Source organism: Candidatus Nitrotoga sp. AM1P (assembly GCF_013168275.1).
GTDB lineage: Bacteria > Pseudomonadota > Gammaproteobacteria > Burkholderiales > Gallionellaceae > Nitrotoga.
In genome coordinates this window covers 2,409,483-2,426,384 of sequence record NZ_AP019547.1, presented here as the reverse complement: position 1 = coordinate 2,426,384, position 16,902 = coordinate 2,409,483, and the positions used below count along the sequence as shown (strand labels likewise).

The following is a 16,902-nucleotide window of genomic DNA, read 5'->3' as shown; positions in this document are numbered from 1 at the left end:
TATCCTATGTTGCTATTTTTGCTGCTTTAACTTTAGAGTGCGCGCAAGTATTCCGACGCATTCAAAGGGGTAAAACATGGCAACTATCGAAAAGCGTAAATTGGATGACGGCACGACCAGTTACAGGGTTAAGGTTCGCCTGAAAGGTTACCCACCGGAAAGCGCGACATTCTCCAGATTGACGGATGCGCGGGAGTGGATGCAGAAAACCGAAGCCGACATTAAAGCAGGTCGTCACTTTGGGGCTAGCAAGCGGCACACGCTGACTGACCTGATTGATTCCTACGAAAAGAGCGCGAAGCATAAGGAGTTGAAGTCGGCCAAAGAGATGCGCGGCCGGCTCGACTGGTGGCGTAAGCAATATGGCGAAAAGCTGTTGCAGGATATTACTCCTGGAATAGTCGCACAAGGCCGAGATGTACTGATCAATGAAAACCTGACTGTTCGCCGCCGTGGTGACGATAGGGTTGTGTCGCGTGTACCGCTGGAGAAAAAACGTACTGGCGCAACTACTAATCGTTTTCTCGCTGCGCTATCGAGTGTCTGCGCTTATGGCGTGAAGAAGTTGGGCTGGCTAGAGCGTAACCCGGTAGAGCGCGTGTCCAAGCCGAAAGAAAACAAAGGCCGGGTGCGCTTCCTTGATGATGCTGAACTGCCTCGCTTCCTTGCTGCTTGCCGTAAGCACAGCGATCTTTATCTAGCCGTGCTGCTATCGCTCACTACTGGCGGGAGACAGTCTGAGGTGATGGGATTGCGTTGGACACAGATAGACCTCAAGGCAGGCCGTACAACGCTCTATGCTGGCACAACAAAGAACGATGACTCAAGGGTATTGTCGCTAGTGGGCGAAGCCTTCACACTGCTTCAGGAACGCGCCAAGGTGCGCAGTCTGACCGATGACCAGATATTCCCTGCTACTCACAAGGCAAAAAAATCATCATTCATTGCGCTACGCACCCCATTCATTGTCGCCATGAAAGAGGCTCAAATCACTGACTTTCACTGGCATGACTTACGTCATACATGCGCGTCATACCTAATGATGAACGGCGTATCTTCGCTTGAAATATCGAAGGTGTTAGGACACCGCACCATGGCGATGGTAAGCCGTTATGCCCACCTAGCACCTTCCCGCGTGTCTGATATAGGCAATGCACTGGTACAGAAGATGGGAGTGGCGTAAGGGCACCACAGGATGAGTATGTCGCTCTGTTTCCCTTGCTTGCTGACTATTGGAAAAAAGATTTCTCTAAATTGCCAAATGCATTACAAGCGAGAGTAAGCACTTGGGTTGTAGACTGGGGTAATCTTAAGGAACGCCAGAATTATGCATTGAAAATTGATTACAATAACGATCCAGTTCTGGCAGGGAAATGACTTGTTGATTGGTATGATCAAACCATGAATGCCCGATCCTGGTGGACAATACCGGACGTTACACCGATAGAAGCGACCCTGCTGTTGTGCCAAATCAATCCGCTTGAGGCCGATGACCTCAAACGCGTTAGAGTGGAGGGCGACAAGATATATCAATACAAATTACTGTTGCGGGTATTCGAGGGCGAAGCAAGCACGGCATTGAAGCCTCGAATGTTAGTGGAATGGCGAACCATCGCGCAGAAACAGAACTTGCCTTATTTCTCGTGGGTTGACGATTTCGCTGATGCGATGGGAGCACTTGCTGAGAAGCAAGCGGCACCTGATGCCATAGACAACACAGCCAATAAAGCCAACGAACTGACACCTGGCAAAATTCCGATGATAGCGATAGGTAAACTGGCAATCGAAACTGCATGGCAAATTGAGTGCGAATTAGGACGGAAGGCAAGCACGGATGAGGTTATTAAAAAGTTGCAAGAAAGAGTGGGTAAAGAAGACGTATTGATTGAAATAATCCCGCACGGGGTAAAGTGGATAACATCAGGGCTACAGGAAAAAAATTACGAGAAATCCGCTTGTAGCAAGACACTAGAAACATGGAATAAAAGCCGAGCCTAGACCGAGCCTAAATATTCTAAACAGAGACAAAGGACACAAGGAAAAACACTGAAATAACTCTCTCAAACTACGCTCATAAATTCCGCATTTGCAGGAATACAGGAGCGTATGTCATGCAAGAAGCACAAGCTATAACATCCACATTTCCAAAGCTAGCGACAATAAAAAACATTCCAAGTTGCTTTCCGCTCCTTGGATTGACCGCCGCCGCAATTCACGGGCACATTTTTAAATCACAAGACCGCTTCGACAGTAAAGGCCGCAAGATTGCAGGCAACGGACTAGCTGCGACTGGCGCAATTATTCGCCGTGGTCGCAAGATATTAATTGACGTGGATAAATATGCCGGGTGGCTGTCGTCAGGCGTTGCTGGGGATGCGAAATGAAAAAAACTCCAGTCCTTATTGCGCAGCTTCGTCACTGTGGGCTTGATGTGCCTTGCGAACGTGTACCAGACCTAAAGCGTGGTGGAAGTACTAATAAGCGTAGTGTGCCATGAGTATCGAAGCATGGCTCGAAGACCTTCAAATGCTCTGCAATCGATTTTCTTACCTTGGGATAGGCGCTGAGAACCTTGCCGCGCTCTCAATAACCGAGCTGCGGGACTTGCACAGCTTCCTGTGCCGTTTTGCTGGGAAGAATGATGGCTAAAAAATCTCAGGGTGAGCCGCATTATCAAGTTCCGCGAGAACTTGCCGATTCGCTGGCGTTTCGCAATTTGCCATCAGCGGCAAAAGTCTTGTGGCATGACTTGATGATGCAGTATCACAGCGGCAATAACGGCAATATTAATGCGGTACTGAGCGAACTGGCGCACTACAACTGGCGGTCAAGCACTACGATTGCCAAGGGTTTGCGTTTCTTGATTGCGCATAGACTAATCAAAGAAACGAGGATGGGAGGAAAACACGCTGGCAATTTAAAGCAATGCTGCCTGTACGCTTTTACCCACTTGCCCACCCATGCCAACACCAAATTGAACATCCAAGGAAGGGGGCAACCCATGATTACCGGAATTTTGACCCTAATAAAAATGTTGTGGCGGCGAATTTATCGCTTCAGAAAATAGAGCGTGTCGCTCCACATAATGCACACCAGAGCTTTCTATCACTCCAATATATGAAGTTAGGAAAATGCGTATAAGACGTGCCAATGCCACGCCAACAAAGGAACCTAACCGAATTATGCGATATTGCTCGTGGACTCCAGAATCTGCATACCCGTATATATACCATTACATACCATGTTGCTGGAGTGTCTATATGCGCTCCCTAACTGATAGCTTGATTGGAGTGATAGCCCAGCATGAGTACAGGATTGAGATGTGGAACATGAGCGCACCTAAACTGGCGGTTACAAATGAACGGTGGGTTTACATTACAAAGAAACACCACAATGGCGATATTGGCGAAAGAAGTATCGGGCTTCCTGAATCGGACTTGCCAGAATTGATTAAACTACTTGGGCAGATAACGCACTTTACTTGTTGACGGCATCATGCCACGGGTCGGCCGTACCCCAAATTTGACTATACCCATATTGCTCAGAGAAACTACGAGTCAGTCCAATTTCGGGAGCCATTCACATGCTCATAGAAGCTAGGTTTCTGGCAAAAAATTGTTAACGAATTCTGCAAAATATTTATGTAGCCTCACTGGTAAAAAGTCCAGCATTGAAATATTTGCAGAGAAACATTTAACTAAAGTTTCACCAATTGCTGAGCAATCACATCGACTCATGAATCACTCAGCTTTAGTCGCACCCTTCTTCTATTGCTCATGACAACTGACAGAATTATTCATTCGATTCGTGTTGCAAATAATTTGGAGTTTCTTTGGTGGTGGCGGCAAACCAGCCATACAGTTGTTGTAGTGGGACATAGCGTTGCCGAAGGATTCCCTGAAGCTCCCTGTTCCATTCTGAGCGCCAAAACCAGCAGACATTGCGAGCCAGCAATTAGGTTTTCCATCATTCTCTATTTTTTCTTGATATTATCTTGCCGCCTCAATACTTGGCTTTCCTTCACCGACATACTCCCCATCCCTGAATTCACCGATAAACTCCTTGCCATTGTAGTATTTAAGGAAACCCTGTCTGTGTGGCTTCCCATCCCTGAGCTCTCCGTAATACGAATCACCGTTGGGAAATTTAATGTACGACTCTCCCCAAGCCATGTTAAAAGTTAGGAGTATCGTAATGCAGGTAACGAGTAAGTTTTTCATGGGTTAATTTTGCGCTAAATATAACCACGTAGCAAACGTATGTACCAACTTCAAATAATCCACTACCTCAGATTCATTGACGAGATTTCGTTAATGAAATAGGATGCAGCATTGCATCTAGATTTGGGTCGACGCCCAATCCAACCTGCCCCTCCCGGGCAAGGTGGTTCGTGAAAGCGGATGTGGCTCCTTATGAGCAACCAAGCGGGAAGCGTCGACCCTCCACCCTTGGAGGTTTTTTTGTTGGCGCAAACTGCAATCCCGGCTGAAACGATCGAGGCCTATCTCAAGACCGACTATCGCTTCGGTCAGGGCACCGACCTCATTACCTTACACATCAATACGCGCTCCGAAGCTTTGTCTCAGCTTTACACCTCGTCGGGTTACACCTGCGGGGCATTTATCACTACCTATAACCCATGCGGTCAAGCCCAAAGCCTTGCAACCAATGAGGCCGCACACGCCCGCTTGAGAGAAAAATTAAATACATTATCGCCCAGAGTTATTGAAGGCGCAGGAGCTGACCCGAGCCGCAACTGGCCCGAGGAGAAGAGTTTTTTCGCTCTCGGAATTGATCTCGAAACCGCTAAAAGTCTTAGTATTTGCTACAAACAGAACGCCATTGTCTGGGTAGGAGCAGACGCTGTACCAAAGCTGATATTGCTGCGTTGATTTCATGGGCTGGCCCACCTCACGGGCCGGGGGGATTTGATCCAGATTGCCGGCCCCGACACCTCGTCGAATTCGGCTAAATAGGAGATGTATATGTCTATCTGCAATGGTCTGTTTTCCTCTGAATCCGTTTCCGAAGGTCATCCCGACAAACTTGCTGACCGTATTTCAGACCGTATCCTCGACGCATTTTTAGAAAAAGATCCCAATGCGCGAGTGGCCTGCGAAACCATGCTTGCCGATCAGTGCGTCATCGTAGCAGGCGAGTTTAAGACACGCCGCCTTGAGGATTTCGAGGCGGTCAAGGCAGAAGCCGACGCGCTGGTTCGTCAAGTGCTGCGAGACACGGGCTATAAGAGTGCCGAAACAGGTATCGACCCTGATGCTTGCGAGATCCAGATCCGCTTCAATGGGCAGTCAGCAGATATTAACCAAGGTGTCGACCGCAGTGACGGCGTGTTGGGTGCTGGCGATCAAGGGCTCATGTTCGGCTACGCGTGCGATGAGACACCTGAACTTATGCCCGCCCCTATCGCCTTCGCCCATCGTCTGGTGCGACAACAAGCACTGGTACGCAAGAGCGGCTTGCTGCCTTGGCTAGAACCAGATGCCAAGTCTCAGGTGACCTTTCGCTACGAGGGCGGCCGGCCGGTAGAGATCGACGCCGTTGTGCTGTCCACACAGCATGCCGTCGAGATTGATATCGACACCCTGCAAGCTCTTGTGAGGGAACACATCATCAATCCAGTCATCCCGAGCTCGCTGCGCAGCCCGGGTTACCGCGAACTGATCAACCCGACAGGACGTTTTGTTACAGGAGGCCCCAAGGGCGACACCGGGTTGACCGGCCGCAAGATTATCGTGGACACCTATGGCGGCGCTGCCCCACATGGAGGGGGAGCATTCTCCGGAAAAGACCCCTCCAAGGTCGACCGGTCAGCCACTTACATGGCTCGGTTTCTGGCCAAGCAAGTGGTGGCTAGAGGATGGGCCAGCCGGTGCCTGATTCAGTTGGCATACGCTATTGGCGTAGCTGAGCCAGTGAGCTTTCTGGTGGATGCGGCAAGTACCGGGCGAAACAACGAGATCGCTACCACGCTGCGTCAGGAGTATGACCTCACGCCGGCCGGAATAATTCGTCAGCTTGATTTGCTGAGACCGATTTACTTCGAGACGGCCGCCTACGGACACTTTGGCCGTGATGACTTAGCCCTGCCGTGGGAAACAGTCATTTAGTCGATATCATCAATTATTAGCAGGCGATATTGATGGCCAGATGCATGACGACCTTCAGATAATTCTGCGTGTGCAATGTCAGCCAAAGATACGTAATTCTGTTCAACGGTACATAATGATTGCATGGAACACAAAATGGAATCAGTATGTTGAATACCAATTAAGTTTGAGTAACGACATGATAAAAAAAACCATAAAAGCAAAGAAAGTGATAGGTCGTCCAACCAAATACTGTGATGAGCTCATTGATGAGATATGTGCCCGTCTAAGTGCCGGAGAGTCCCTGAACAGAATACTGAAGAGCCGATCGGAGATGCCGGCGTTCATCACGATCTATCAATGACTGCGTAAATATCCAGAGTTTTCTAAGAAGTACGACGATGCCAAACTGCACCAAGCAGATACTCTTGCTGATGAGATCATTGCTACCGCTGATGAAGAACCAAGGCAGGTTATCGACGATAAAGGTGTCGCACGCATTGACAGCGCCTATGTGTCATGGGCTAGGAACCGTGTGGATACACGTAAATGGGTAGCCAGCAAGCTTAAGCCTGAAAAGTGGGGGATCGTATGGCCATTGGTGGCGTAAAGGACGGTGAGCCTATCAAGACTGAGGATGACACCAGCTATGAGCGCCTGATGGCTATCATGAGCAACATGGAGATGAAGAAGCGTTCTGGGAATTAATTCTTTGCTAGCAGAGAATTAATTAGGTAGCCAGCGCATTCAAGATCCAGGGGAATTTTGTGGGACACTAACGGGACACTGGCTGTCAAAACCCAAACGTATATTAGAACAAGCTGGAATAGCGAGACGTCCATATCATCATGTTTTATTTGTTCTTATTTATTTATGATTGTTTTGATTCATGCACAAAGCCCGATTTGAAGATCCTCGTTGTCGGTGGTTCGATTCCGCCCCGGGCCACCAGTATTTAAAAGGCTTGCAGAAACGCAGGCTTTTTTCTTTATCTAAAATTCAGTGTAAATTTCTACAATCCCTTGTTACTAGTCATTTTTTCGAGAGTTTTCAGTTTTTTCTAAAAACTTTCCTACAAAATTACTGACATCCCATGCGGATTAGAGCCAACGTCAAAAATAGAACCACGCAAATCCAGTAATTATTTTAATAAGCTCTACTTCTATCGCCAATTCTATTTCTTGTATAGTCTTTAGTCACTACGCACGTTTGTGACCTATAACTCTTTACACATCGACAGTTTCAGGTATTTTAGGATGTCGACTTTACGTTAGAAACTCTCAGCCTAACCGCAGGTGCTTATCCACGATGGAAAGCCATTGACTGAATCAGAAAAATTAACTGTTAGACAACACCTAGCCTGAGGGGGTATAGGACGGAAACTGAATTTCTTCTAAAGTCCCCTCAAGCAAGACCGAGGTTTCCTAAAATCAAGTTGTAATTTTCGGACTATTTTGCAGCAGGTGCGCTAACGGATGACGCAGCATTCACCGTAGACTGTCCTTTAGCAGCCTGCTTCATAGCATATGCGGCTTCCGGAGCTATGTAGTTTTCATCATGCTTGGCCAACACCTCATCTGCACGGAACACGTTCCCCGCCTCAAGCTTGCCATGCACCACAACTCCTTTCCCTTCTTTAAAGAGATCGGGCAAGAAACCTTTGTATACAACCGGCATACTCTTGGCGGTATCGGTTATGCTGAAATTCACTGTCAAACCATCGCTCTGGCGCTTGACACTATCCATAGCCACTAATCCGCCCATCCGGAAGCCGCGCCCCTGTGGCGCTTCTTTATTAAGAACTTGGGTCGGGGTAAAGTACAGGCTAATATTATCGTTTAGTGCATATAACACCAAACCTATGGCCGTACCCAAAGCAACAAGTGCAATAATTATATATACAAATTTTCTCTGACGCGGTTTCATGTTATTTTTTCCAATATCAATATTATTTCAGTCCGAATGCTTTATGAATAGATACAGCTTCGAGCTTTTGAGTTTATTTTGTAAAGTTTTGTTCCATCAGGTACCTGAATATTCCACGCTTGTATTCGCATAGATAAACATTCTTGGTCCCATTCGAAGAATTTTCGCGATCATCACACGAATTAGTGAAACGATCAGGATAGCTGATAAACCTACCCTTTACATATTACGTCACATGGCATCTTCTGCATTGCGCATCAAGTATAATTGCTGCAAGATAAGCCTTCTTCTGTGGCGCACCATCAGAATTTCAATAATAAATATCAGCAGTGCCATTCCGTACGAACCCCATATGTACCAAGCATAGCCGTTCATGGCAAGAAACTCACCCCAGCTCATCGCTTAACCTCCACGAGCTCAGATACCCACTGGGCCTTGCATTCACGCTCTAAAATAATACAACGCACACGTAGTAAAGAAACCGCAATGGCATATAACCAGACCGCCAGCATCATGGTATACATACCCTGCTGCATAGCCACGTGCATACTGGTGCCGGTGAATTTGACCGTAGCTCCTTGATGCAGTGTATTCCACCATTGCACTGAAAAATAGATGATAGGAACATTGACCGAGCCTATTATGGCGAGCAGCGCACTGGCACGGTCGGCACGACGCGGATCATCAATCGAGGCATGCAAAGCAATAAAACCGAGATAAAGGAATAGTAAGATGAGTTCGGAAGTCAGTCGCGCATCCCACACCCACCAAGCACCCCACATCGGCTTGCCCCACAACGCACCAGTCCATAGCGAAAGAAAGGCAAGCAGCGCGCCCGTAGGTGCCAGCGCAGAAGCCATCATGGAAGACAGGCGCGTATTGAAAATCAGCCCAAGCGCGGCATAACCCGCCATAACCAAATAGATAAACATGGACAAGATGGAAGCAGGCACATGTATGAACATGATGCGATAAGCTTCGCTTTGCTGGATATCAGTCGGTGCCACAAAAAAACCAATATAAAGCCCCACAACAAATAGGATAGCAGCCGACCATGCAAACCAGGGCACCATCTTACCTGCCACCCGATAAAAGGAGCTTGGCGAGGAATATTTAAACCAATTTATAGCCAATATCAACCCAATTAAAAATACACAATGTGTTTTATTCCACTGAAATACGCAGAGCAAGTGCCGTAACCCATGGCGTAAATACCAATGCCATCACCAGGAGCGCACCAAGCAACGATAAATGAGAACCCACACTTGTGCCGCTTACAACGGCTTCCACTGCGCCTGCTCCAAAAATCAGCACCGGGATGCACAACGGCAACACCAGTAGCGACACCAACGCCCCGCCACCGCGCAGCCCCAGTGTCAACGCAGCACCGACCGCACCTATCATGCTGAGTATCGGTGTGCCAAGAAGCAGTGCAGCGATCAATACCCATAATGCCTGTGCCGGCATATCAAACTGCAAGCCCAGCACCGGAGCCATAATCACCAACGGCAGACCAGAGACCATCCAGTGGGCCAAAATCTTAGCTAACACGAGTACCGACAACGACTGCGGTACCAGCATCATCTGCTCCAGAGTACCGTCCAGATAATCCGCAGAAAACATGCGCCCCAGTGATAGCATTGAAGCCAACAAAGCCGCCACCCAAACCACACCGGGAGCCATTTTGCGCAGCATATCCATTTCGGGACCCACCCCTAGGGGAAACAGACTGACCACAATAACGAAAAAAATCAGTGTCGTCAGCACATCGGCACGGCGACGCATGGCCAGCACCAAATCGCGGCGAATCACCAAGCTCAACAAACCCATCAACGACAACTTATTCATGACAGCGCAAGCCACCGCGTTGCAACCCCCACCACTTCTAGTGGCTGATGAGTAGTGTAGATCACCATGCCGTTATTCACTAGGTGCTCACCAATCAATTCCTGCATTAGCCCAACCGCGCCCACGTCCAGTGCAGCAAGCGGTTCATCCAGTATCCATAAAGAGGCATTACTGAGCAACAAGCGGGCCAATGCCACACGACGACGTTGCCCTTGAGACAGCACTTTGACCGGTAAAGTTTCTCGGCCGCGCAAACCCATACGACGTAAGACCGCAATTACCTGTTTGTCATCCACCTTGCAGCCAGCCAACCCTGCACTAATGTGCAAGTTCTCCAGTGCATTCAATTCGTCCTTGATGGCATTCAAATGACCGAGATAAATCATCTCGGCATAAAATGCATCACCCAGTTCACGAATATTCTGTCCGCGCCAACGAATCTCGCCCGCAACAGGCATCATAAAACCGCATAAAGTACGCAGCAGGCTAGTTTTACCGCTGCCGTTAGCACCCTGCACCTGTAACAACTCGCTAACTGACAGAGAAAAATTCAGATCAGAAAATAATAGATGATCTCCGCGACTACAAGCAAGATTGCTAATTTCCAGCATTACGCGGTCAGTTTTCGTTCAATATAAAATAGCGCGGAATTGTATACGATTGCACCAGCGCATGTTAGCCAAAAAGTAAAGACGTCTACTACCGCGATATAGCGGCATTATAAAAATGGCATGACTCATTGATCGGCCAGTGAAGCTGCACAGTGACAGCCCCCTTCCCCTTCACATGTCTCTTGTCTGTATCAATAGCCCTAAAGAGAAAGTTGGATTCACTGAGAAAACATAAGTTAGAGGGAGCATATTAGCCACACAGTTATTTTTGATAACGATTCACTGCGTTGTTGTGTTCATTTAACGTATTTGAAAATTGTGAGCTGCCATTCCCGCGCGCCACAAAGTACAGAGCATCGGTGGAGGCCGGATGAAGAGCCGCCTGTATCGAAGCTAGCCCTGGCAGTGCAATCGGAGTAGGTGGCATGCCTGCGCGGGTATAAGTGTTGTACAACGTATCAGCCAGTAAATCACGCTTGCGCAAATTACCATCAAAACTCTCTCCCAACCCATAAATGACGGTTGGATCAGTTTGCAGCAGCATACCCTTGCGCAGACGGTTGATAAATACGGCCGCTATCATGCTGCGATCACTTGCCTGCCCCGTTTCTTTCTCCACGATAGAGGCCAGAATCAACGCCTCATAGGCCGACTTAAGAGGCAAGTCAGACGTACGTTCTTGCCAACTTTCCTGCAGATGCAATTGCATCGTCTTATAGGCGCGTTTAAGCAAAGCGAGGTCACTTGTGCCTTTGACGAAATAATAGGTATCGGGGAAAAATAGCCCTTCAGCATATGGTTCCGCTGCGCCGATACGTCGCAGAATTTCCGCTTCGGGCAAGCTTGCGCTGTCATGCCGAATGGCCGGATTGGTATTCAATGCTGTGCGAAATTGATTGAATGTCCAACCTTCAATTATGCTGAATTCACTCTGGGCGGCCTGCCCATCTGTCACAACAGCTAACAATTCCAACATCGTAATCGCAGTTTCCAACTCATAGTTGCCAGCCTGTATCTGTGCAGATTTGCCCAGCATACGCGCCAACCAGACAAACATCCAATCATTGGGTAACACGCCAGCCTGTTGCATCTGCCGCGCCGCAGCTTTCAAGCTGCTGCCCTGATCAAGGGAAAATTCCAAGGGAAGCGTGGCAAAAGTCAGCGGACGAATAACATAATAGCCGATAGCACTCGTCAACAGCACGGCCAAAAGCAACACAATAACCAGCAAGCGCTTAATCGTACGCATGGTTCAACCATTCCTGCACTTGCATGGAAATCGGGTGATGGCTCCATTCACTGCCTAACAGCTCACGCACCGGCCATAAACCAATCACACTATTCACCAAGAATATTTCGTCAGCAACAAGCAATTCCGCCAGTCCAAACTGTCTGACCCAGCACGGTACGCCATGTTCGGCAGCCCACTCTATCACGCGCTCACGCTGTATACCGGCCACGCCACAGCTCGACAAATTCGGTGTAAACAATTCACCGTTCCGTACCATGAACAGATTGCTGCGTATGCCTTCAATCACATTGCCAAACATATCCAGCAACAGGCCCTCTGCAATGTCCGGGTCACTCCATTCCGCAGCAGCTAGAACATTTTCCAAGCGGTTAAGGTGCTTAATGCCAGCCAGTTTCGGTTGATGAGCCAAACGTAAATCGCATAATCGGAGCCTGACACCATGCGAGTAATTTCTGTCTGGATAATCAAGTGCAGGAGTGAGACTCAAGATGCGTGTCGGAATCATATTTTCGACTGGAGCATAGCCACGAGCCGTTTGTTCGCCACGTGTGATGATTATTTTTGCCACACCATCGGGCCGCTGTTCAATCAAACGCCGCAATTCTTCAAACAGCAATGCCGCTTCTGGGCAAGTGATGCGCAATGCAGAACAATCCTGTTGCAACTTGCGATAGTGACGCGGCCAACACTGCATGCATCCACCAATCACACGCAGCGTGCGGAATATACCATCTCCATATAGCAAGCCGCGGTTATGAACGCTAACCTGATCTCCCGGCACGCCATTGATCAGCATGTAGCTCCTTGAGACGTGCAAGTGTTTTAGACCTTGCGAAACACCAAAGTAGCATTGGTGCCGCCAAAGCCGAATGAATTGGACATGGCGACATTAATCGTCATGTTACGCGCGATATTGGGCACATAATCCATATCACACGCCTCATCCTGCTCGAAAATATTTATGGTGGGTGGGGCAATCTGATGATAAATGCCGAGCGCGGAAAATATAGCCTCTACACCACCCGCAGCACCCAGTAGATGTCCTGTCATGGATTTGGTGGAACTAACCTTGACCTTCATCGCGTGTTCGCCCAGGCAGCGCTTCATTGCCATGGTCTCAGCCAAGTCGCCTAGTGGAGTGGAAGTGCCATGCGCATTAATGTAATCCACCTGATCCACATTCAGGCCAGCATTACGCAAGGCATTATTCATACAACGCGCAGCACCCTCACCATCCTCGCGCGGTGCGGTCATGTGGTATGCATCGGCACTCATACCATAACCTGCCACTTCCGCGTAAATTTTGGCACCGCGGGATTTAGCATGCTCATATTCTTCCAGCACTAAAACCCCAGCACCTTCTCCCATCACAAAGCCATCGCGCCCTTTATCCCATGGACGGCTAGCAGTAGCAGGATCGTCATTGCGGGTGGAAAGCGCTCGTGCAGATGCAAACCCTCCTAACGCAAGCGCGCAAACTGACCCTTCCGAGCCACCCGCGATCATAATATCGGCATCACCATATTCGATCAACCGAGCAGATTCGCCTATGCAATGAGTAGCTGTGGAGCAAGCGGTCACCATGGACAGATTAGGTCCTTTAAAGCCATACATGATGGACAAATTGCCAGATATCATGTTGATAATTGTACCTGGAATAAAAAACGGGGAAATCTTGCGTGGACCCGCCGCCAGATAGTCGTTATGACTATTTTCAATCATTGGCAGCCCACCGATACCAGATCCAACATTGACACCGATGCGTTCGGCGTTTTGTTCAGTTACCTCGATCCCGGCATCTTTAATTGCCTCCATACCAGCTGCCAGGCCGTAATGAATAAATACATCCATACGTCGAGCATCCTTGGCAGAGAGGAATTTGTCCACATCAAACCCTTGCACCTCTCCAGCAATCTTCGATGAAAACAGGCTGGCATCAAAACGAGTAATACGAGTAATGCCTGATTTACCATCAACAATATTTTGCCATGCTTGGGTAATTCCTGTCCCAACGGGCGAAACAATACCCAGGCCAGTAATGACGACTCTGCGTTTTGCCAAACCAAACTCCGTTATTTTAGGGGAAAAGCGAAAGGATGAATTACTTAGGATGATCGTTAACGTAATCGATTGCCTGTTGCACCGTAGTTATTTTCTCAGCGTCTTCGTCTGGGATTTCACACTCGAACTCTTCTTCCAGCGCCATCACCAGCTCAACCGTGTCCAATGAATCGGCACCCAGATCATTAACGAACGAGGACTCATTCTTCACTTCAGTCTCGTTTACACCGAGTTGTTCAGCAACGATTTTTTTAACGCGTTGTTCGATATTAGACATGTAACTCTCCCTACTCTGGTTAAAGTTCAAAAAGCCTCGGCATTCTACCAAACTTACCTCAAATTCCCAACTATCAGCCTATTCCAATACGAAATGTGCCTGAAAAGTGATCGTATTTCTGCCGAGAAATAAGTCTTAAATTGAATAATCGATGGATGTAAATTCAAAATCCTCGTATTAATCCAAACAAAAAAGATGAACCATGCTTATTCCCGCCAGCGCACTCTCTTTTGTCATCCACTACGTGGTTGGATTAGAAGCTTTTTTTCGAAAACCCAGCAGCCACAGCACATAGCCAGATAGGGCGTAACACAAAAAAAGTAGAAACAGCACTCCGGGCGGATAGCTGGAAATCAGTATAAAAAATAACGCGACCAGGATAATCACGATAAACGGCACGCTCTTGCGCATATTGAAATCTTTAAAACTGTAGAAACGCACGTTGCTCACCATACTCAAGCCGGCAAACACCGTAAGGATTACAGCATACCAACGCGCCTCTTGACCGCTAAAATGATTGTCCAACATCACCCAAACGAAGCCTGCGATCACCGCAGCAGCTGCAGGGCTGGGTAGACCTTGGAAAAATCGCTTATCTACCGTTTCAATATTAGCGTTGAAACGTGCCAGCCGTAACGCCGTACCAGCGCAATAAATAAAGGCTGCGAACCAACCCAATTTACCTAAGTCCTTAAACGCCCATTCATACATCAGCAAAGAGGGGGCCACACCGAACGAGACCATGTCAGACAGGCTATCATATTCCGCTCCAAATTCACTTTGAGTGCGGGTTAATCGCGCCACGCGACCATCCAGACCATCTAGTACCATAGCAATAAAAATTGCTACGGCAGCAAATTCAAACTTGCTATTCATTGCCTGCACGATAGCGTAGAAACCGGCAAATAATGCCGCCGTAGTCAATAAGTTGGGTAGCAGGTAGATACTGCGCCTGCGCAGATTCATCGGCTTTCTGTTATCGAGGTCAATCATGATTTTGAAAACTTCTCATCATAATTAGCTTTAGTTCTTGGCCAAAACCGCCAGTATTGTAGTCGTTGCGTATACTTTATCACCAATAGATACGTTTACGGCAGCCGTCAGTGGCAAGTACACGTCCACGCGCGAGCCGAAGCGGATGAAGCCATATCGCTGACCACGTGCCAGAATAGCGCCTTCTTGTACGTAACACAGAATACGGCGTGCGATCAGCCCGGCCACCTGCACGCTGGTTACGTCTTGCCCATCTGCCCTTTTAATCCATATGGCATTTCGTTCATTTTCCAGCGAAGCCTTAGCCAGATCAGCATTCACGAACTTACCAGGGAAATATTGGATGCGCTTCACCAGACCATCTATCGGGCTGCGATTGGAATGCACATTAAATACATTCATAAACACACTGATCTTGATGGCATCGCGCTGTACATATGGATCCTGCGTGCGCTCCACCGCCACAATACGACCATCAGCAGGTGATAACACTGCATCTGCATCCTGTGGAATTTCACGCGGTGGATCGCGAAAAAACTGCAGCACAAACAGCGCCACCAACCAAAACAGTAGCGACCACGCACCGCCACCAAAATATGATACCAAACTAGCAATGAATATAGCGATGGCCAAGAATGGCCATCCCTCGCGTGCAATGATTGGATGGGGGTAATTAGACATTAGAAGGGGAAAACAAAGAGTGGGTTTTTAGAGGCAGAGATTGTAGAACAAGAATCGTACAGCTTAGGATTGAGAGCACTCCAGCACCCACTATTCAAACTTTCAATCCTAGCTTCTCTGTCCATTCCTAGTTCTTGTTTTGGTCAACAAGCTTATTTTTGCTGATCCAAGGCATCATGGCACGCAGTTGAGCGCCCACTGTTTCGATAGGATGCTTGGCATTAAGGCGGCGACGCGCGGTCATTTCAGGGTAGTTGGTACGGCCTTCCAGAATAAACTGTTTGGCATACTTACCCGTTTGGATATCCTTCAAGCACTTACGCATAGCCTCCTTGGTGTCATCAGTAATAATCTTAGGACCGGTGACGTACTCGCCATATTCCGCATTATTTGAAATGGAATAATTCATATTGGCGATGCCGCCCTCGTACATCAAATCGACAATTAACTTCAATTCATGCAGGCACTCGAAATAAGCCATTTCCGGCGCATAGCCCGCTTCCACCAGAGTTTCAAAACCGGCCTTCACCAGTTCCACGGCACCCCCACACAACACGGCCTGCTCGCCAAACAGATCTGTTTCCGTTTCTTCACGGAAATCAGTCTCGATCACACCTCCCTTGGTGCCACCAATGGCTGCGGCGTAAGAAAGTGCGATATTTTTGGCTTTACCGGATTTATCCTGATATACAGCAATCAGAGATGGCACACCGCCACCCTTCAAGTATTCGGAGCGAACTGTATGACCGGGGCCTTTTGGCGCTATCATAATTACATCCAAATCGGCACGTGGAATGACTTGGTTATAATGAATATTGAAGCCATGGGCGAATGCTAAAGTAGCACTCGTCTTCATATTTGGCGCAACTTCAGTGTTATAAACATCAGGAATATTCTCATCAGGCAACAGCATCATGACCACATCGGCCCCCTTCACCGCTGCCGCGACTTCCATAACCTTATGTCCAGCCGCTTCAGCTTTCTTCCAGGAAGCACCACTCTTACGTAGGGCAACAGTCACATTGACACCAGATTCCTTTAGATTCAAGGCATGAGCATGGCCTTGTGAGCCGTAGCCGATAATAGCAACTTCCTTACTCTTAATTAAAGACAAGTCTGCATCTTTGTCGTAATAAACTTTCATGT

Annotated in this window: 21 protein-coding genes, 1 pseudogene and 1 riboswitch; of the genes and pseudogenes, 9 read left to right on the top strand and 13 right to left on the bottom strand. The window is 48.1% G+C overall.

Translation table 11 applies throughout. The features are described from left to right. The first annotated feature begins 76 nt into the window (after positions 1-76). From W01_RS11065 to W01_RS11045, 5 genes are all read left to right on the top strand, one after another. The gene (locus W01_RS11065) at positions 77-1,183 is read left to right on the top strand and encodes a tyrosine-type recombinase/integrase (RefSeq protein WP_173054676.1); all 1,107 of its coding nucleotides are present in this window, start codon (positions 77-79) and stop codon (positions 1,181-1,183) included. 218 nt (positions 1,184-1,401) lie between these two features. Next, on the top strand, positions 1,402-1,998 hold the full coding sequence (locus W01_RS11060) for a hypothetical protein (protein ID WP_173054674.1): 597 nt from the start codon (positions 1,402-1,404) through the stop codon (positions 1,996-1,998). 113 nt (positions 1,999-2,111) lie between these two features. Beyond that, on the top strand, positions 2,112-2,384 hold the full coding sequence (locus W01_RS11055) for a hypothetical protein (RefSeq protein WP_173054672.1): 273 nt from the start codon (positions 2,112-2,114) through the stop codon (positions 2,382-2,384). A gap of 257 nt (positions 2,385-2,641) precedes the next feature. Beyond that, positions 2,642-3,067 carry a hypothetical protein gene (locus tag W01_RS11050; protein ID WP_173054670.1) on the top strand — a complete coding sequence of 142 codons (426 nt, stop codon included), beginning with the start codon at positions 2,642-2,644 and terminating at the stop codon, positions 3,065-3,067. Between the two features lie 193 nt (positions 3,068-3,260). Further along, on the top strand, positions 3,261-3,488 hold the full coding sequence (locus W01_RS11045; RefSeq protein WP_173054668.1) for a hypothetical protein: 228 nt from the start codon (positions 3,261-3,263) through the stop codon (positions 3,486-3,488). A 501-nt stretch (positions 3,489-3,989) separates the two neighbouring features. Here the strand turns inward: W01_RS11045 and W01_RS11040 are convergent. Beyond that, positions 3,990-4,220, bottom strand: a complete 231-nt coding sequence (locus W01_RS11040) for a hypothetical protein (protein ID WP_173054666.1) — start codon at positions 4,218-4,220, stop codon at positions 3,990-3,992. 108 nt (positions 4,221-4,328) lie between these two features. Beyond that, a riboswitch (SAM-I-IV-variant riboswitch) is annotated at positions 4,329-4,434 on the top strand. On the opposite strand from W01_RS11040, the gene W01_RS11035 reads away from it, so the two are divergent. The 4 genes and pseudogenes from W01_RS11035 to W01_RS14420 all read left to right on the top strand — a co-directional run bounded on the left by W01_RS11035 (position 4,413) and on the right by W01_RS14420 (position 6,815). After that, positions 4,413-4,892 carry a DUF3293 domain-containing protein gene (locus W01_RS11035; protein WP_173054664.1) on the top strand — a complete coding sequence of 160 codons (480 nt, stop codon included), beginning with the start codon at positions 4,413-4,415 and terminating at the stop codon, positions 4,890-4,892. It overlaps the preceding riboswitch by 22 nt. A 99-nt stretch (positions 4,893-4,991) precedes the next feature. Next, positions 4,992-6,128, top strand: coding sequence for a methionine adenosyltransferase (gene metK / locus W01_RS11030; RefSeq protein ID WP_206752339.1), 1,137 nt, complete (start codon positions 4,992-4,994; stop codon positions 6,126-6,128). Positions 6,129-6,168: 40 nt separating this feature from the next. Beyond that, positions 6,169-6,717: pseudogene (locus W01_RS14725) on the top strand (terminase small subunit-like protein). Next, positions 6,687-6,815, top strand: a complete 129-nt coding sequence (locus tag W01_RS14420) for a hypothetical protein (RefSeq protein WP_256380102.1) — start codon at positions 6,687-6,689, stop codon at positions 6,813-6,815. The pseudogene W01_RS14725 and the gene W01_RS14420 overlap by 31 nt, the downstream one beginning before the upstream one ends. Before the next feature lie 741 nt (positions 6,816-7,556). On the opposite strand, the gene ccmE is transcribed toward W01_RS14420, so the two are convergent. The 12 genes from ccmE to ilvC form a co-directional block, all read right to left on the bottom strand. Further along, complete coding sequence (gene ccmE / locus W01_RS11025) at positions 7,557-8,033, bottom strand: cytochrome c maturation protein CcmE (RefSeq protein ID WP_173054660.1); 477 nt, start codon at positions 8,031-8,033, stop codon at positions 7,557-7,559. 231 nt (positions 8,034-8,264) lie between these two features. Continuing rightward, positions 8,265-8,432: a heme exporter protein CcmD gene (gene ccmD / locus W01_RS11020; RefSeq protein ID WP_173054658.1), complete on the bottom strand. Its 168-nt coding sequence runs from the start codon at positions 8,430-8,432 to the stop codon at positions 8,265-8,267. Next, positions 8,429-9,166 (bottom strand): heme ABC transporter permease CcmC, encoded by a 738-nt coding sequence (gene ccmC, locus W01_RS11015; protein WP_173054656.1) that lies wholly within the window; start codon positions 9,164-9,166, stop codon positions 8,429-8,431. The genes ccmD and ccmC overlap by 4 nt, the downstream gene beginning before the upstream one ends. Before the next feature lie 31 nt (positions 9,167-9,197). After that, positions 9,198-9,881: a heme exporter protein CcmB gene (gene ccmB, locus W01_RS11010; RefSeq protein ID WP_173054654.1), complete on the bottom strand. Its 684-nt coding sequence runs from the start codon at positions 9,879-9,881 to the stop codon at positions 9,198-9,200. Then, positions 9,878-10,492: a cytochrome c biogenesis heme-transporting ATPase CcmA gene (ccmA, locus tag W01_RS11005; protein WP_173054652.1), complete on the bottom strand. Its 615-nt coding sequence runs from the start codon at positions 10,490-10,492 to the stop codon at positions 9,878-9,880. The genes ccmB and ccmA overlap by 4 nt, the downstream gene beginning before the upstream one ends. 262 nt (positions 10,493-10,754) lie before the next feature. Further along, positions 10,755-11,741: an endolytic transglycosylase MltG gene (gene mltG / locus W01_RS11000; RefSeq protein WP_173054650.1), complete on the bottom strand. Its 987-nt coding sequence runs from the start codon at positions 11,739-11,741 to the stop codon at positions 10,755-10,757. Next, positions 11,728-12,540, bottom strand: a complete 813-nt coding sequence (pabC, locus tag W01_RS10995; RefSeq protein WP_173054648.1) for an aminodeoxychorismate lyase — start codon at positions 12,538-12,540, stop codon at positions 11,728-11,730. The genes mltG and pabC overlap by 14 nt, the downstream gene beginning before the upstream one ends. Before the next feature lie 26 nt (positions 12,541-12,566). Then, positions 12,567-13,805 carry a beta-ketoacyl-ACP synthase II gene (gene fabF, locus W01_RS10990; protein WP_173054646.1) on the bottom strand — a complete coding sequence of 413 codons (1,239 nt, stop codon included), beginning with the start codon at positions 13,803-13,805 and terminating at the stop codon, positions 12,567-12,569. 40 nt (positions 13,806-13,845) lie between these two features. Beyond that, positions 13,846-14,082 carry an acyl carrier protein gene (acpP, locus tag W01_RS10985; RefSeq protein ID WP_173054644.1) on the bottom strand — a complete coding sequence of 79 codons (237 nt, stop codon included), beginning with the start codon at positions 14,080-14,082 and terminating at the stop codon, positions 13,846-13,848. A gap of 240 nt (positions 14,083-14,322) precedes the next feature. Next, positions 14,323-15,075: a CDP-diacylglycerol--serine O-phosphatidyltransferase gene (gene pssA, locus W01_RS10980; protein ID WP_173054642.1), complete on the bottom strand. Its 753-nt coding sequence runs from the start codon at positions 15,073-15,075 to the stop codon at positions 14,323-14,325. Between the two features lie 30 nt (positions 15,076-15,105). Next, positions 15,106-15,756 (bottom strand): phosphatidylserine decarboxylase, encoded by a 651-nt coding sequence (locus tag W01_RS10975; protein ID WP_173054635.1) that lies wholly within the window; start codon positions 15,754-15,756, stop codon positions 15,106-15,108. Between the two features lie 127 nt (positions 15,757-15,883). Next, on the bottom strand, positions 15,884-16,900 hold the full coding sequence (gene ilvC, locus W01_RS10970; protein WP_173054633.1) for a ketol-acid reductoisomerase: 1,017 nt from the start codon (positions 16,898-16,900) through the stop codon (positions 15,884-15,886). Positions 16,901-16,902 lie beyond the last annotated feature (2 nt).

What these genes read in the sequence shown, in the direction of transcription:
- W01_RS11065 (WP_173054676.1), top strand. Translation starts at nt 77, where the DNA reads ATGGCAACTATCGAAAAGCGTAAATTGGATGACGGCACGACCAGTTAC.
- W01_RS11060 (WP_173054674.1), top strand. Translation starts at nt 1,402, where the DNA reads ATGAATGCCCGATCCTGGTGGACAATACCGGACGTTACACCGATAGAA.
- W01_RS11055 (WP_173054672.1), top strand. Translation starts at nt 2,112, where the DNA reads ATGCAAGAAGCACAAGCTATAACATCCACATTTCCAAAGCTAGCGACA.
- W01_RS11050 (WP_173054670.1), top strand. Translation starts at nt 2,642, where the DNA reads ATGGCTAAAAAATCTCAGGGTGAGCCGCATTATCAAGTTCCGCGAGAA.
- W01_RS11045 (WP_173054668.1), top strand. Translation starts at nt 3,261, where the DNA reads ATGCGCTCCCTAACTGATAGCTTGATTGGAGTGATAGCCCAGCATGAG.
- W01_RS11040 (WP_173054666.1), bottom strand. Translation starts at nt 4,220, where the DNA reads ATGAAAAACTTACTCGTTACCTGCATTACGATACTCCTAACTTTTAAC.
- W01_RS11035 (WP_173054664.1), top strand. Translation starts at nt 4,413, where the DNA reads ATGAGCAACCAAGCGGGAAGCGTCGACCCTCCACCCTTGGAGGTTTTT.
- ccmE (WP_173054660.1), bottom strand. Translation starts at nt 8,033, where the DNA reads ATGAAACCGCGTCAGAGAAAATTTGTATATATAATTATTGCACTTGTT.
- ccmD (WP_173054658.1), bottom strand. Translation starts at nt 8,432, where the DNA reads ATGAGCTGGGGTGAGTTTCTTGCCATGAACGGCTATGCTTGGTACATA.
- ccmB (WP_173054654.1), bottom strand. Translation starts at nt 9,881, where the DNA reads ATGAATAAGTTGTCGTTGATGGGTTTGTTGAGCTTGGTGATTCGCCGC.
- ccmA (WP_173054652.1), bottom strand. Translation starts at nt 10,492, where the DNA reads ATGCTGGAAATTAGCAATCTTGCTTGTAGTCGCGGAGATCATCTATTA.
- mltG (WP_173054650.1), bottom strand. Translation starts at nt 11,741, where the DNA reads ATGCGTACGATTAAGCGCTTGCTGGTTATTGTGTTGCTTTTGGCCGTG.
- pabC (WP_173054648.1), bottom strand. Translation starts at nt 12,540, where the DNA reads ATGCTGATCAATGGCGTGCCGGGAGATCAGGTTAGCGTTCATAACCGC.
- acpP (WP_173054644.1), bottom strand. Translation starts at nt 14,082, where the DNA reads ATGTCTAATATCGAACAACGCGTTAAAAAAATCGTTGCTGAACAACTC.
- pssA (WP_173054642.1), bottom strand. Translation starts at nt 15,075, where the DNA reads ATGATTGACCTCGATAACAGAAAGCCGATGAATCTGCGCAGGCGCAGT.
- W01_RS10975 (WP_173054635.1), bottom strand. Translation starts at nt 15,756, where the DNA reads ATGTCTAATTACCCCCATCCAATCATTGCACGCGAGGGATGGCCATTC.
- ilvC (WP_173054633.1), bottom strand. Translation starts at nt 16,900, where the DNA reads ATGAAAGTTTATTACGACAAAGATGCAGACTTGTCTTTAATTAAGAGT.